Below are 13,491 nucleotides of genomic sequence, written 5' to 3' on the forward strand. Positions count from 1 at the left end.
GGGCTCAGCTCTTCACGAACGCCAGCAGGTCGGGGTTGATCACGTCCGCCTGCGTGGACAGCATGCCGTGAGGAAATCCGTCGTAGCTCTTGAGCGTGCCGTGCTTGAGCAGCTTGGCCGACAGCGGGCCCGAGTCCGCGTAGGGCACGACCTGGTCGTCGGTGCCGTGCATCACGAGCACCGGCACGTCGATCTTCTTCAGGTCTTCGGTGAAGTCGGTTTCGGAGAACGCCTTGACGCACTCGTAGTGCGCATTGGCCGCGCCCATCATCCCCTGCAGCCACCAGCGGTCGATGAGGCCCTGCGAGATCTTCGCGCCCGGGCGGTTGAAGCCGTAGAACGGGCCGGTCGGCAGGTCGATGTAGAACTGCGCGCGGTTGGCCGCGAGCGCGGACCTGATGCCGTCGAACACCTCCATGGGCAGGCCGCCGGGGTTGGCCGGCGTCTTCACCATGATGGGCGGCACGGCACTCACCAGCACCGCCTTGGCCACACGGCCCGGCTTGGCGCGCGCCACGTAGCGCGCCACTTCGCCGCCGCCGGTCGAGTGGCCGATGTGCACGGCGCCCTTCAGGTCCAGCGCGTCGGTCAATGCGGCGACGTCGGCGGCGTAGGTGTCCATCTCGTGGCCGCCCGCGGTTTGCGAGGAACGGCCGTGCCCGCGCCGGTCGTGCGCGATCACGCGGAAGCCCTTGCCCAGGAAGTACAGCATCTGAGTGTCCCAGTCGTCGCCGCTCAGCGGCCAGCCGTGGTGGAAGACGATGGGCTGCGCGGTTCGCGGGCCCCAGTCCTTATAGAAGATGTTCGTGCCGTCCTTGGTGGTGACAAAGCTCATGGTGGATCCTTTGGTGTGGTCGGGATGGGTTGGGGCTGGCGCTGAAAGCTTCTGCGCGGCAGCCAGGGTCGAGGTGCCAAGGGCGGAAACCGTCACGATGCCTGCCGCACTCGCCAGAATGCTCCGCCGCGAGGCACCTGTCGATGTTTTCGTGTGGATGTGGGACATGCTTCTTTCTATGGCTCGCGTTGCTCGGCGGCGAATGCAGGATTGCCTCGCCGACACCGGTACTCTGGTCGAACGGACGCGGTAAATCTTGAACGGAATGCCTGCGCTTTGAACGTTGTCGCCGGCAGCCTGCGCAGGTTTGCGCTCGCCTGCGCCCCACCGGCAGCGTCGGGTACCCCGAACTCGGGATACTGCTCACCCTGCGGCGCCAGCGCCGCGTTCTGTGGAATCGAGTTGCAGCAAGCCAGACCGTTGGAAGAGAAAGCCGCCCGCAAGGCCTTGTTGTGGATCGTCGCGGGGGGCTTCTTCATGCAGTCGCTCGACACCACGGTCGTCAACACCGCATTGCCGTCGATGGCCAGCAGCCTGCATGAAAGCCCGCTGGCGATGCAGCCGGTCGTGGTCGCCTACACGCTGACCATGGCCATGCTGACGCCGGCCTCGGGCTGGCTCGCCGACCGCTTCGGCATGCGCGCCACCTACCTCGTGTCGATCCTGCTGTTCGTGCTGGGGTCGGTGTGGTGCGCCGGCGCGCAGTCCTTGACGCAGCTGGGCGCCGCGCGCGTGCTGCAGGGGCTGGGCGGCGCGATGCTGCTGCCCATCGGGCGGCTGGCCATTCTTCGCAGCGTGTCGGCCGAGGGCTACATCGCGGCGCTCGCCACCGTCAGCGTGGCGGGGCAGCTCGGCCCGCTGCTCGGGCCCACGCTGGGCGGCTGGCTGGTGCAGTCCGCCAGCTGGCACTGGATTTTTCTGATCAACGTGCCGATCGGGCTGGTGGGGCTGTGGGCGGTGCGGCGCTTCGTGCCCCTGGGCCGGCTGGACGACGCGCCGCGCTTCGACTTTGTCGGCTTCGGCCTGCTGTCGCTGTGCATGGTGGCGTTCTCGCTGGCCATAGATGTGCCCACCGCGACGCACCGCGGCGCCTGGTCGGCCGGGCTGTTCGCGCTCAGCGCCGTCTCGGCGCTGGCCTACCTGCCGCACGCGCGCCGGCGCAGGTCGCCCTTGTTCCGGCTGGGCCTTTTTCGGGAGCCCAACTTCGGCGTCGGCCTGCTGGGCAACCTGGTGGCGCGCATCGGCAGCAGCGCGGTGCCTTTCCTGCTGCCCCTGTTCCTGCAACTGCAGCTGGGCTACAGCCCCTTGCATTCGGGCCTGATGATGATTCCCGCCGCGCTGGCCGGCATCGTCACGAAGTCGTGGATCAGCGGGCTGGTCAACCGCTTCGGCTATGACAGCTTCCTGCTCGGCAACACGCTGATCGTGGGTAGCTCGATCGTGTCGTTCTGCCTGATCTCGCCCGAATGGCCCTTGTGGGCGCAGGTGGTCCAGCTCGCCGTCTTCGGCGGCGCGAACTCCATGCAGTTCGCCGCCATGAACAGCGTCACGCTCAAGGGGCTCGGCAAGGCGGATGCCAGCAGCGGCAACAGCCTCTTCTCGATGGTGCAGATGCTGGCGATTGCGCTGGGCGCCACCATCGGCGGCGGCCTGGTCGGGTTGCTGTCGGGCGAACTGGCCTCCACCGCGCTGGCGTTCCGCTACACCTTCATCGCCGTCGGGGTGATCACGCTGCTGTCGGCAGGCGTGTTTCGCTGGCTCGACGAGGCGCGGTTCAAGGCGCAGCCCCGGCGCACCTGAACGCCAGGCCTTGCACCTCCCGCAAGGTCAGCGCGTCACCCGCACCAGCTCGAGCGTCTCGTCGGTGGCGCTGAACGGCGGTCGTGTGTTCTGCGCCTCGAACCGTACGACACGTGCGAGGTCGAGCGCGTACAGCAGCTTGATGGACAGCCGGGTGGCGCGCGGCGCCAGCGGTGCGCCGCCTGCATAGCCCGAGTAGACCCAGCCTTCGTAGCTGATCTCCATGGCCTGCACCTCGTTGCCGTCCACTTTCGTCGTCCGCTCGCCGCCCGCGGTGGCCTTGAGTTCGTAGCGCAGCTTTTCGCCCGTGGCGGGCACGTAGTCGAGGTACCAGAGCATGCCGGGCCGGATGTCCTTGCGCACCCATCCACCGGGCGGCGATGCGGTGTCGTAGATGCCGCCGACCGGCGTCGTCACGGACACCACGCGCCCGTCCGTCTTCTCGATGCGCCCGCCTGCGTTGAAGGACAGCTCGTCGCCGCTGGCACGGTCGACACGGTAGGTCACGGGAATGCGGGCACCGGTCAGGCGGTCGGTGCGCACGTACTCGAGCGCGTCGCCCACGCGCAGCGCGGCTGCAGGCGTCAAGGCGCCGCGGGCGCCGGCCGGCTCCCGGCCACGCGCCGCCATGGCGGCCTGCGCTCGTCCTGGCAGTTCCGTTAGGAACGACGCCGGAATGGCAACGCCGCCGTTGCCCCCGTCCGGCGCCGCAGCGCTGGTGATGCCCAGCAGCCGGCCCTCGGCGTCGAACAAACCGCCGCCGCTCGCGCCCTGGGACACCGCGGCGGTCATCTGCAGGAGCGGAAGGTCGGCGTCTTCGCCGCCACGCAGGCCCGTGAGCATGCCTTCGGTCAGCGTGTTCTCGAGCCCGCGCGGATTGCCCACGGCATACACGCGCTGCCCCACCCTTGCGGCGCCGGCCGGTGCCACGGCCACGGGCGGCGCGTTGAAGTTCGCCACCCGAATCTGGCACAGGTCGCGCGCCGGGTCGGGTTGCTCCAGGGTCGCCCCGTAGGTGACGTTGTCCTGCCGGATCACGAAGGTGCTCGCCTTGGCGAGCACGTGGCAGGCGGTGACCAGGCGGCCCGGCGCGACGACGACCGCAGTGCCGTTGCGCAGCGGGCGCTCCTGCGCATCGAAGGTTCGCACCGACCACACGCTGGGCGAGACCCTGCCGAACAGCACGTCGGGCTCGAGCGCCCAGGCGCCTGAAACAAGGCCGCAGGCAAGAACGGCGCAGCCGGCGAGCGGCAGCAGGCGCGGGTTGCCGGCCTTCATGGCTTGGCGGGCAGCAAGCCCCGGAGGTCGTCGATCGATACGCGGGTGGCCGGCGCAGACACCGGCGGCGCGGCGCCGACGGGGGGTGCGACGGGGAGGGCGACGGGTGCCGCCGCAACCGGCACCGAGGGCAGGGGCGATGCCGGTTCTGGGGCCAGTGGCGAGGATGGCGCCGGTGGACTGGCCGAGGCAACGCGCGTTTGACCGATCTTCAAGCCCGCCAATGCCTTGTCGCCGTTCTGGCTGCTCCTGTCGAAAGTGCGGACCTCGCCAAACACCAGCTGCATCCAGCTCGGGTAGTTGAAGCCGGCGCCCGTGCCTGAATCGATGGCCGCCCCCACGAGGCCGCCGATCAGGATGTTGCCCACCATGCCGCCGTTGACACGCGACGTGGCCTGGCCGCTTGCCGGTGGCTGGCCGGGGTGTGTGCATTCGATGCTGAGGTTGCCGCCCGAGCGGCGCACCGGCACGCTTTGGCCGGAGCGCATGACGGCTTCGCTCTTGTCATTGGCCACCGTGCACTTGGCGCCGTCTACAAGCTCGCCGCTCATGGTCAGGGTTTCGATCTTCACCACCTGCGTGGTGCCATGCGTCACCGACGCGCAGCCCGTCAAGAGGGACAACAAGCAAGCAAAGGCCCCCAGGCCCAAAAAACGCCAGTTCATGACAACCATCTCCTCGATCCTGTTTGTATGGAAATGCTACAGCGGGCTGGAGTCTAGCGGCTGCATCGCTTTCCCTGCCGCTGCCGGCGCCGCACCAGGCGTTCAGCAGCCTTCCTGCGCCCCCACCACCCGCCGCACCGTGTGCAACGCGCTGCGCAGGCCATCAAGACCCACGGAGCCCAGCGCCAGGCGCAACGCGTGCGGCACGTGCGCCGACGTGGCGAAGGGCTCGGCCGTCGACACCGACACCCCTTCGCGCACCAGCGCCGCCGCGACCCGGTCGGCGCGCGTGTCTTCCGGCAAAGGCAGCCACACGAAGTACGACGCCGGGTGCCGCACGCACCTGAGGCCTGCCAGCGCTTCGGTGGCAATCGCCTGCCGCAGGGCGGCGTCCTGCCGCTTCTGCGATTCGAGCCGTCCGACGGTGCCGTCGTCCAGCCACGCGCAGGCGATGGCGGTCGTCACGCCCGGCGTGCACCAGGTCGTGGCCCGGATCGCGCGTTCGAGCTTCGGCACCCACGCCTCGGGCACCACCACGAACCCCACGCGCAGGCCGGTCGCCACGCTCTTCGACAGGCCCGAGACATACACCGTGGTCTCCGGTGCCAGCGTGGCCAGCGGTGCGGGCGGCATCTTCTTCGGATCGTCGGCCAGGAAGGCATAGGCCGCGTCTTCGATGACCAGCAACCCGTGCCGCCGCGCGATGGCGACCAGCCGGCGGCGGCGGCTCTCGCTCATCACCCAGCCCAGCGGGTTGTGCAGGGTCGGCATGGTGTAGACGGCCTTGACGCGGCGCTTTGCGCACAGGCGCTCCAGCGCGTCGAGGTCGGGTCCCTGCCCCGACGCGGGAACGGGTGCAAGCTCGAGGCGATGCGCCTCGGCGAGGGCCTTGAAGCCCGGGTAGGTCAGGGCGTCGACCGCGACCACGTCGCCCGGTTTCAGCAGCGCCATCACCGTCACCGCCAGGCCGTGCTGCGCGCCGTCCACCAGCAGCACGCGCGACGGCTGCACAACCAACCCGCGCGACACCAGGTGCCGGGCGACGCAGGCGCGCTCGTGCATGCGCCCGCCATGGGGCGCGTAGCGCAGCATCGATTCCAGCTCGCCACCGGCGGCGAGTTGCCGCAAGGCAGCGCGCAGCAGGTCGGCCTGCCCCGGCAGCGACGGGTAGTTGAAGTTCAGGTCCACCAGGCCCGCCGCCACCGCCTGCTGGTCGATGCCCTGGCCCGGCGGCAGCGCGGTCTCGCGAACGAAGGTGCCGCGGCCGACCTCGCCGCTGACCAGGCCCATGGCCTCCAGCTCCGCATACACGCGCGAGGCCGTGGCCAGCGCCAGGCCGTAGTGCCCGGCCAGCCGCCGGTGCGTGGGCAGGCGGGTGCCCGGCGGCAGGCGCCCGCTGCGGATCTCGGTCGCGAGCTCGTCGACCAGTTGCTTGTATCGGGCTTCAGCCATCGCGGGATGTATCCATGACAATTTTTTGATTGTATGGATCGACCTGCCTACGATGGGCACATTCGCTCCCCCAAGCCACAACAGCCCACGCCATGCACATCGCCATCCTCACCTTCGACGGCTTCAACGAACTCGACTCGCTCATTGCGCTGGGCGTGCTCCACCGCATCAAGACGCCGGGCTGGCGCGTGACCCTGTGCTGCCCGAGCCCGCAGGTCACGTCGATGAACGGTGTGACGGTGCATGCGCAGTCCTTGCTGGAAGAAGCACGCCATGCGGATGCCGTCTTGATCGGCAGCGGAAGCAAGACGCGGGAGGTCGTCGGCAACCCCGAGTTGATGGCGCGCCTGGCGCTGGACCCTGCGCGCCAGCTGATTGCCGCCCAGTGCTCCGGCACCTTGATCCTGGCCAAGCTCGGGCTCGTGGGCAGCGTGCCGGCATGCACCGACCTGACCACCAAGCCGTGGGTGCAGGAAGCGGGTGTGGAAGTGCTGAACCAACCCTTCTACGCACGGGACAACGTGGCCACCGCGGGTGGGTGCTTTGCCGCGCCCTACCTGGCCGGCTGGATCATCGCCCGCACCGAAGGGCTGGAGGCCGCGGCGGCGGCGCTGCACTACGTGGCGCCCGTGGGCGAGAAAGAAGCGTACGTGGCCAACGCGCTCGGCAACATCACGCCGTACCTGCCGAACTAGGGCCGTGCGGCCTGGCTGCGTTGCTGGGTGACGGGCACGTGCACGTCCCACTTCTGCGAGGGGCTCACGGCCCGCGTGCAAACCACTGAAATCACGCGACGGCTGCGCTCCGACAGCTCGCCGCCCTTGGTGTTCGCGAACCAGCGGATCGTGTCCCACCGCGCCGTCAAAGGCACCGCGCACCTCGGCACCAGAACCTTGAGGTTCGGCTCTGTCGCTTCCCATGTGCCGTGGGTCCTGGCGTTCTCGCGGGTGATGAATTCACGCGCTGCCTCGCGTATCTCGTAGAGGCCGTGGACCGTGTCGGTGGAACGCATGCCCTCGATGCCCGAGGCGGCGAGGCAGTGCGCGGATGCGGTGAGCCACACCAGGGGAAAGAAAGGCAAGAGCCGGCGAATGCTGTTCATGGTCTTGTGGCGCAGAGAAGCGATCGGTGTGGGCTACATTGCAGAACGATTTCCAGGCTTGGAGGAACGTTCAAATGACAGAAGTCTGCATGGTATTTTTTCGTGCCGGCACATGCGATCTGGCGGCAGCAGCTTCTTCGCTGCGTGAGCATGGCCTCGATGTTTCGCAAGTGTCCGACGTGTTGGTTGCGAGCAGTGCGGAGTCTCCACAATTTCGCATTCTCGTTTCGAGCGCACCGCACGTTCAAACGGAGGCGTGCGAGATCGCTTTGGGTACGCCGCACGAAGCGGCAATGCGCGAGTGCACCGCACGCTTCGAGATAGAGATCGATGACCTGGACGAAGCGCTCGACGAGATCAACACGCTCATCGAAGTGCAAGCCGCGCTGCAAGAGGCGTCGAACGGCTACCTGTTCGTGCCGTGGAGCGGGCAGCTGTGCGAGCCATGAAATTTCGACCTTCGCCGGGCCGCTTATACACAGCGCGATATGACGGCGGAATTCAGTTGATGATCTCCCCCATGCCCACGCGCACACGCTCCCTGAGCTGCCGTACGTACTCCGCATCGAAAAGCTCCCAGGTGGCCAGTTCGCCGACGATCCGAAGCGGCTCCCGGCTGCGGTACGAGCGTGTGGGATTGCCCGGAAACTTCTTGTCGGTGACGTTGGGGTCGTTCTCGAAGGCACCCGTGGGTTCGACGATGTAGACGCGGCCACGGCCTTCGCCCTTCGCCATTTCGGCGGCCAGCCCGGCGCCCTTTGGCAAGGCGGTGAAGTAGATGTGATTCATGACGACGCGGCCGTCATAGTTCGACCGGAAGCCTGCGGTGAGCAGGTCGCCCACCTGGAGGTCCGCCCGCGTGCCGTGGTAGTAGGGGCCGGTGTCCAGTACATCCATCGCGGGTCGCTCCTCTGCGGAAAGGAAAAGCCGCGGAGTCTACCCGGGTCGATTTTCAAGCGATTGCTGCATCCATGCGCGGCAGCCAGCCCGCGAAGCGTCGCCTAATTCGCGTCCCAGACAATGCGCCCCATGCCCCCCCGCAACCGCATCGTCCCGCTCATCGTCGCCTCCCCGCTCTTCCTGCAGAACCTCGACACCTCGGTGATGGCCACCGCCCTGCCGACCATCGCCGGCGCGCTCGACGTCAGCGTATTGCACCTGAACCTTGCCATCACCTCCTACCTGCTGAGCCTGGCCGTGTTCCTGCCGGTGAGCGGCTGGCTGGCCGAGCGCTTCGGCGCCCGGCGGGTGTTCTGCGTGGCAGTGGCTTTCTTCTCGCTGGGCTCCACCCTGTGCGGCGCCGCGCAGACGCTGCCGCAGCTGATCGCGTTTCGCGTGCTGCAGGGGCTGGGCGGCGCGATGATGCTGCCGGTGGGCAGGCTCATCCTGCTGCGCAGCGTGCCGCCCGCGCAGATGGTGTCGGCCATGGTGTGGTTCACCGTGCCGCCCGCGTTCGGCCGGCTGGCCGGCCCGCTGTTCGGCGGCGCCATCGTCACGCTCACCTCGTGGCGGTGGATTTTTCTTGTCAACATTCCCTTCGGCCTGCTCGCCATTGCCGGGGCGCTGCGCTTCATCAACAGCGACCTGCCCGAAGACAGCGCGCCCGCGCCCTTCGACATTGAAGGCTTCGTGCTGCTGGCCGTGGGGCTCACTGCGCTGCTGGGCAGCCTGGAGATGGTGGGCAAGGCGCTGCTGCCGGTGCCGGCCATCTGGGCGCTGGCGGGCTTCGGTGCGCTGGCCTCGCTGGTGTATCACCTGCGAAGCCGCCACAAGGCCAGTCCGCTGATCGACCTGGGCATCTTGCGCTTCTCGACGTACCGCGCGTCGATCATCGGCGGCACACCGCTGCGCATTGCGATCGGTGCCTCGCCGTTCCTGCTGCCGCTGATGCTGCAGCTGGGCTTCGGGCTGTCGCCGCTGGCCTCGGGCAGCTTGACGATGGCCACGGCGCTGGGCTCGCTGGCCACGCGCACGGTCATGGCCCGGGCGATTCGCACGGTCGGGTTCCGTTCGCTGCTGGTGGGCGCCACCTGCCTCACCTGCCTTTGCTATGTGAGCTACGGCCACTTCCGCCCGACCACGCCGCATGTGCAGATCTTCATCACGCTGCTGTTCGGCGGGCTGGTGAATTCCATGGCGATGGTGTCGCTGCAAACGCTGGGCTTCTCGCAGATTCCCAAGCCCCGCACGAGCCATGCGGCCACGCTGAACAGCATGGCGCAGCAGCTGTCGCTGAGCCTGGGCGTGACGCTGGGCGCCTCGCTGGTCACGCTGGCGGCGTGGTGGCACGGCAGCGGCGCCCAGCTGACGGCGGCCGATTTTTCGCCGGCCTTCGGCGTGGTGGGGGCGATGACGCTGCTGTCGCTGCTGTCGTTCACCAAGCTCTCGAAGGACGAGGGGGCGGGGTTGCGCTGACACGGTCACGCAGGCCGCGTCGCCCGCGCTCGAAGCACGTCGCCCGGCGGCCCGTTCAGGCCAGCACCGCCAGCAAGCTCGCGACCCCCAGTCCCACCGCCGCCAGCGCATCGCCGGCGATCAGGCCGCCACCGAACAGCGACGCGCCGCTCATGTCCTGCGGCGCGTCTTGCCGCGCGGGCGCACGATGCGTCCACACGCTGCCTGCGACCCCGCCCGCGCCGAGCCACAGCGACGTGGGCAGGCTGACGAAGCCGCCGAAAGACAGCGCATACGGCGACGGCAACACGATGGCGTCGAGCACGAAGCTGCGCGGACGCAGCCACTTGCGCAGCACCTCGATCGCCAGGCCTGCCACCATGCCCACGCCGATGGCCGTGCGCTGGAACGGCAGGTCGGTGGTCAGGCTGCGCAGCACGCCGACGAACTTGTAGGTCATGGCCGAGCTCCACTCGGCCGGCTGCTGGTCGGCCTTCAGCACGGTCTGGTCCTGCAGCAGCACGGGGTAGGCGGCCATGAAGAGCTTCGCGAACACCACGGCCAGCACGGCGCCCACCACGACGCCCAGCACCTGGTAGCGGAACTGCACCACGCGCGAGGTGCCCAGGCGCCAGCCGGTGGAGCGGTCCTGCTGCATGTCGCAGGCCACGCCGGTCGCCACCAGCAGCACCGCACCGGCCATCAGGCCCACGCCGGGGTCGCGCAGGCCCAGGGCGGCAAGGATGACGATGGTCACGACGAACGCCGAAGAGATCGGGTTGGCGTCGCTCACGCCCACCGAGATGCCGTTGACCAGCGCGAACACGAAGACCAGCGCCACCGCCACCACAAGAAAGAACACGGGCTGCCCCAGCAGCCAGTGGCCGCAGGCCACGGTGGCGCCCGCCCAGAACACCACCCAGAGCACGAGGCGCCTGCCGTCGATGCGCAGCCCCGCACTGGCGACGGGCTGCGGCGCATCGAGCGCGGCCTGACGCCGCGCGTGCGGCAGGGCCCGCGCGAAGATGAGTGCCATGTCCACCAGGGCGGCACCCATGATCGCGCCCAGGGCGATGAGAAACATGATCTTGCGCGGCGGGTCGCCGGCCTGGAGCCAGCCGATCGAGACGAAATACGGCTGCAGTGCCACGCCGATCAGGCCTCCCATCACCGCGGGAATGCCGATGCGCGCGCCCACCACCAGCCCCGCGCCGAAGGTCGAGGCCGATAACCCGATGGCGCCCAGCCAGGGCAGGCGTGCCACGGCCAGCCCGGTCATCAGCCCGAGACCCATGCCACCGCCGAGCTGGCGCACCGAGCGCCGCAGCAGTGCAGGGTCGGTCAGCGCCCTCAGGATGTTGGCCACCGCCAGCCCCGACGGAAACGCCAGGCGCATGCGGTCGACCAGCACCGGCGTGTAGAGCATGCCCACGCCGACGCCGAACATGCCGACGCAGCCCAGGTACAGCACCATCTGCCAGGCCGGCGGCTGCGGCAGCCCCATCCACGCCTGGGCCTGCAGCAGCACGCCCAGGCCGCTCATGCTGGCGACCGAGGCGGCGGCGGTCTGGATGTAGTTGGCGCCGTGCCGCCCACTGGCGCCGTAGCCCGCGGTGACGACGGAGCCGAGCAGGCCCGCCAGCACCTGGCCGCCGACGAAGAAGCCGAGCGAGAGGTTCATGTAGGCCGCGGTCACGCCGGCCAACGGCCCCAGCACGCACATGCCCACGGCCGCCAGCAGCAGGTGATAGCGCCAGCTGCCCTCGACGGGCAGCCAGCGCCAGCGCGGGCCTCGGGGTGAATCCATGGGCGAGATGATCTCGCACTCCTGAGCTTGGGCCGAAGACGGCTCGCTAAACCGCAGCCGGCGCCTGCCCGCGCAGCGCGGGCTGATCGGCGTCGGGCTTGCGTTGAAGCGGCAGCCACAGCGTGAAGCGCGTTCCACCGAGGCCGGATTCCCAGCGCACGGCGCCGCCGATGGCCTGCGCGCGCCGCTGCTGGTTACGCAGGCCCCGGCCGCCGCGCTGAAGGGCGTGGTCCACCGCGAAGCCCGCGCCGTTGTCCTCGATCACCACGGACACGCCCTGGCCGTCCGCGGCGGTGCTGAAGCCGATGGTCGTGGCTCTCGTGTGGCGCAGCACGTTGGCCACGCACTCCTGCATGATCCGCAAGATGTGCAGCGCACTGCTCGGGTCCAGCCAGGGCAGCGCGGGCACGGGCTGCACCTCCCAGCGCAGCGCCACGCCGGCGCTCTCGATGCGCGGCGCCAGGCGAAAGCGCAGGGTGGCCAACAGCAGCAGCAGGTCGGCGTCCAGGCTTTCCATGGAGTCGATGGCCAGCTTCAGGTCGTCCATGCAGCCCTTGAGCACGCCGGACACCTCCGCGTCGTTCATGACGCCCTGCTCCACCGAACGGATGGCGCTGATGAGCGACGAGCCCAGCCCGTCGTGCATGTCCTGCATCAGGCGCCGGCGCTCGGCACCGAGCATCTGCTCGTTCTCGATCACGCGCAGCCGCAGGTAGCTTTGCTCCAGCTCGGCTTCGCGCGCCTGCAGGCGCTGCGCCAGGCCGGTGTTCAGGCGGCCCACCTCGGCGAACGCGTCGGTGTACCGCTGGAACATGATGTACGAGAAGATGAAGAACAGCCCGATGATGGCGTAGGGTGACGTGTACACGCTCTCGGGGCTGACCAGGTTGTTCTGCAGCAGCCCGTCGTACGAGGTGAAGGCCACGGTGAACACGGCCCAGCCCGCCACCAGCCGCCCTTCGGGAAACTTCGAGCGCAAGGCCTTGCGCAGGTTCACCGAAAAGATCAGCACCGCCACCGGCAGCACCACCAGGTTGAGCAGCGGCGTGAACAGGTAGAGGCTGGCGATCGACCTGGACACATGCGGCAGCGTGCCGACATTGCACACCACGGCCAGGGCCACCGACAAACGGGTCAGCCACACCGAGGGCTGCCGGTGCAGGCGCTGCAAGAACAGGTGGATGAGAATGATCAACCACAGCATGGAAGCCACGGTCATCCATTCGAACCACTCGTCGGAAATGGGCAGGTAGTCGCCGCTCACGAAGTAGTGAAGCATGCGCACGAAGGCCAGCGCCGAGATGGCCGAGAACAGCAGGTAGAGCGATTCGCGCCGCTTGCCCGCCCACACCGCGAACGCGAACGCGCCGACCGCCAGGAACGCGGCGCTGCCCATGAAGGGCAATTGCACCTGCAGCAGCTGGCGCGCCTGGTAGCGCCAGTTCAGCGCATCCTGGTCGCCCACCCACACGGTCGAAAAACCGCTCCCGCTGCTGCGCAGTCGGTTCACGCGGATGAGCACGGTCGTGGGCGCCGGCGTGTGGGCCGCCGCGTTCAGCGGCAGCAGCAGCGGATGGTTGTAGCCGTTGTGCACGGGGCTGCCCTGCGACTGATACAGCAGCGCGCCGTCGCCGTACACCGCAATGTGGCCCAGGGTCTTCCAGCGCGGAAGGTAGAGCAGCAGCGGCCGCGCCGACGGCGCCAGCCCGGCCAGGTCGATGCGGTACCAGTCGGTGACGGTCTGCACGCCGCCGCTCGGTGTGGGCACCAGTTCGCGCGGGGCCGTGTGCGGCAGGCTGATCGCCTTCCACCCTTCGCTCGGCAGCCCGGCGTCCTCGATGCGCCGCACCGGCGCGGAATAGCCGGTGCCGGGAACGGACAGCAGTTCAGCCCGAGTGATGTGGACCGCGCCGTCGCGCTGCGGCGGCGCATCCGCAGTCGCCGATTGGCTGGCGGCCATGCAGGACAAGGCGATCAACGGCAGAGCCAGCCACAGCTTCGCGGTCCAGCCGCCGAGCCACCGGGAGTGCTTGTTAGGTAGCTTCACGGCGGCGGAAGAAGACCGGGGTGAGGGCATGGTGCGATCGAAATGACCAGCGGCTGGAACAGCCGGGAAGGCCGGCCATTATCCATACGCCTGAGGATGCCACCTTCGCTC

At 68.8% G+C, this 13,491-nt stretch carries 12 protein-coding genes; 4 read left to right on the forward strand and 8 right to left on the reverse strand.

Going from position 1 to position 13,491, the window contains the following annotated elements; translation table 11 throughout:
- Positions 1 to 4: 4 nt before the first annotated feature.
- Entirely contained in the window at positions 5 to 835 is an 831-nt protein-coding gene (locus tag ACSFBM_RS19480; protein ID WP_435485833.1) for an alpha/beta fold hydrolase, read from the reverse strand.
- Between the two features lie 420 nt (positions 836 to 1,255).
- Here ACSFBM_RS19480 and mdtD point away from each other — a divergent pair, with 420 nt between their 5' ends.
- Positions 1,256 to 2,635, forward strand: a complete 1,380-nt coding sequence (gene mdtD / locus ACSFBM_RS19485; RefSeq protein ID WP_435485834.1) for a multidrug transporter subunit MdtD — start codon at positions 1,256 to 1,258, stop codon at positions 2,633 to 2,635.
- A 27-nt stretch (positions 2,636 to 2,662) separates the two neighbouring features.
- Here the strand turns inward: mdtD and ACSFBM_RS19490 are convergent, their stop codons facing one another.
- The 3 genes from ACSFBM_RS19490 to ACSFBM_RS19500 form a co-directional block, all read right to left on the reverse strand.
- Positions 2,663 to 3,913: a trypsin-like peptidase domain-containing protein gene (locus tag ACSFBM_RS19490; protein ID WP_435485835.1), complete on the reverse strand. Its 1,251-nt coding sequence runs from the start codon at positions 3,911 to 3,913 to the stop codon at positions 2,663 to 2,665.
- Positions 3,910 to 4,578, reverse strand: a complete 669-nt coding sequence (locus ACSFBM_RS19495) for a hypothetical protein (RefSeq protein ID WP_435485836.1) — start codon at positions 4,576 to 4,578, stop codon at positions 3,910 to 3,912. The genes ACSFBM_RS19490 and ACSFBM_RS19495 overlap by 4 nt, the downstream gene beginning before the upstream one ends.
- Positions 4,579 to 4,680: 102 nt before the next feature.
- On the reverse strand, positions 4,681 to 6,030 hold the full coding sequence (locus ACSFBM_RS19500) for an aminotransferase-like domain-containing protein (protein ID WP_435485837.1): 1,350 nt from the start codon (positions 6,028 to 6,030) through the stop codon (positions 4,681 to 4,683).
- 92 nt (positions 6,031 to 6,122) lie between these two features.
- Between ACSFBM_RS19500 and ACSFBM_RS19505 the strand changes: the two genes are divergently transcribed.
- Positions 6,123 to 6,725, forward strand: coding sequence for a DJ-1/PfpI family protein (locus ACSFBM_RS19505; RefSeq protein WP_435485838.1), 603 nt, complete (start codon positions 6,123 to 6,125; stop codon positions 6,723 to 6,725).
- Here ACSFBM_RS19505 and ACSFBM_RS19510 read toward each other — a convergent pair.
- Positions 6,722 to 7,132 (reverse strand): hypothetical protein, encoded by a 411-nt coding sequence (locus tag ACSFBM_RS19510; RefSeq protein ID WP_435485839.1) that lies wholly within the window; start codon positions 7,130 to 7,132, stop codon positions 6,722 to 6,724. The genes ACSFBM_RS19505 and ACSFBM_RS19510 overlap by 4 nt on opposite strands.
- Positions 7,133 to 7,206: 74 nt before the next feature.
- Here ACSFBM_RS19510 and ACSFBM_RS19515 point away from each other — a divergent pair, with 74 nt between their 5' ends.
- Entirely contained in the window at positions 7,207 to 7,581 is a 375-nt protein-coding gene (locus ACSFBM_RS19515) for a hypothetical protein (RefSeq protein WP_435485840.1), read from the forward strand.
- A 52-nt stretch (positions 7,582 to 7,633) separates the two neighbouring features.
- Here ACSFBM_RS19515 and arr read toward each other — a convergent pair whose 3' ends face one another.
- Positions 7,634 to 8,029 (reverse strand): NAD(+)--rifampin ADP-ribosyltransferase, encoded by a 396-nt coding sequence (gene arr, locus ACSFBM_RS19520; protein ID WP_435485841.1) that lies wholly within the window; start codon positions 8,027 to 8,029, stop codon positions 7,634 to 7,636.
- Positions 8,030 to 8,161: 132 nt separating this feature from the next.
- Between arr and ACSFBM_RS19525 the strand changes: the two genes are divergently transcribed.
- Positions 8,162 to 9,547 (forward strand): MFS transporter, encoded by a 1,386-nt coding sequence (locus ACSFBM_RS19525; protein WP_435485842.1) that lies wholly within the window; start codon positions 8,162 to 8,164, stop codon positions 9,545 to 9,547.
- 55 nt (positions 9,548 to 9,602) lie between these two features.
- On the opposite strand, the gene ACSFBM_RS19530 is transcribed toward ACSFBM_RS19525, so the two are convergent.
- Positions 9,603 to 11,333 (reverse strand): OPT/YSL family transporter, encoded by a 1,731-nt coding sequence (locus tag ACSFBM_RS19530; RefSeq protein WP_435485843.1) that lies wholly within the window; start codon positions 11,331 to 11,333, stop codon positions 9,603 to 9,605.
- Between the two features lie 46 nt (positions 11,334 to 11,379).
- Positions 11,380 to 13,410 carry a sensor histidine kinase gene (locus ACSFBM_RS19535; RefSeq protein ID WP_435485844.1) on the reverse strand — a complete coding sequence of 677 codons (2,031 nt, stop codon included), beginning with the start codon at positions 13,408 to 13,410 and terminating at the stop codon, positions 11,380 to 11,382.
- Positions 13,411 to 13,491: the final 81 nt, after the last annotated feature.

This window comes from Variovorax pasteuri (assembly GCF_051216435.1).
Lineage (GTDB): Bacteria > Pseudomonadota > Gammaproteobacteria > Burkholderiales > Burkholderiaceae_C > Variovorax.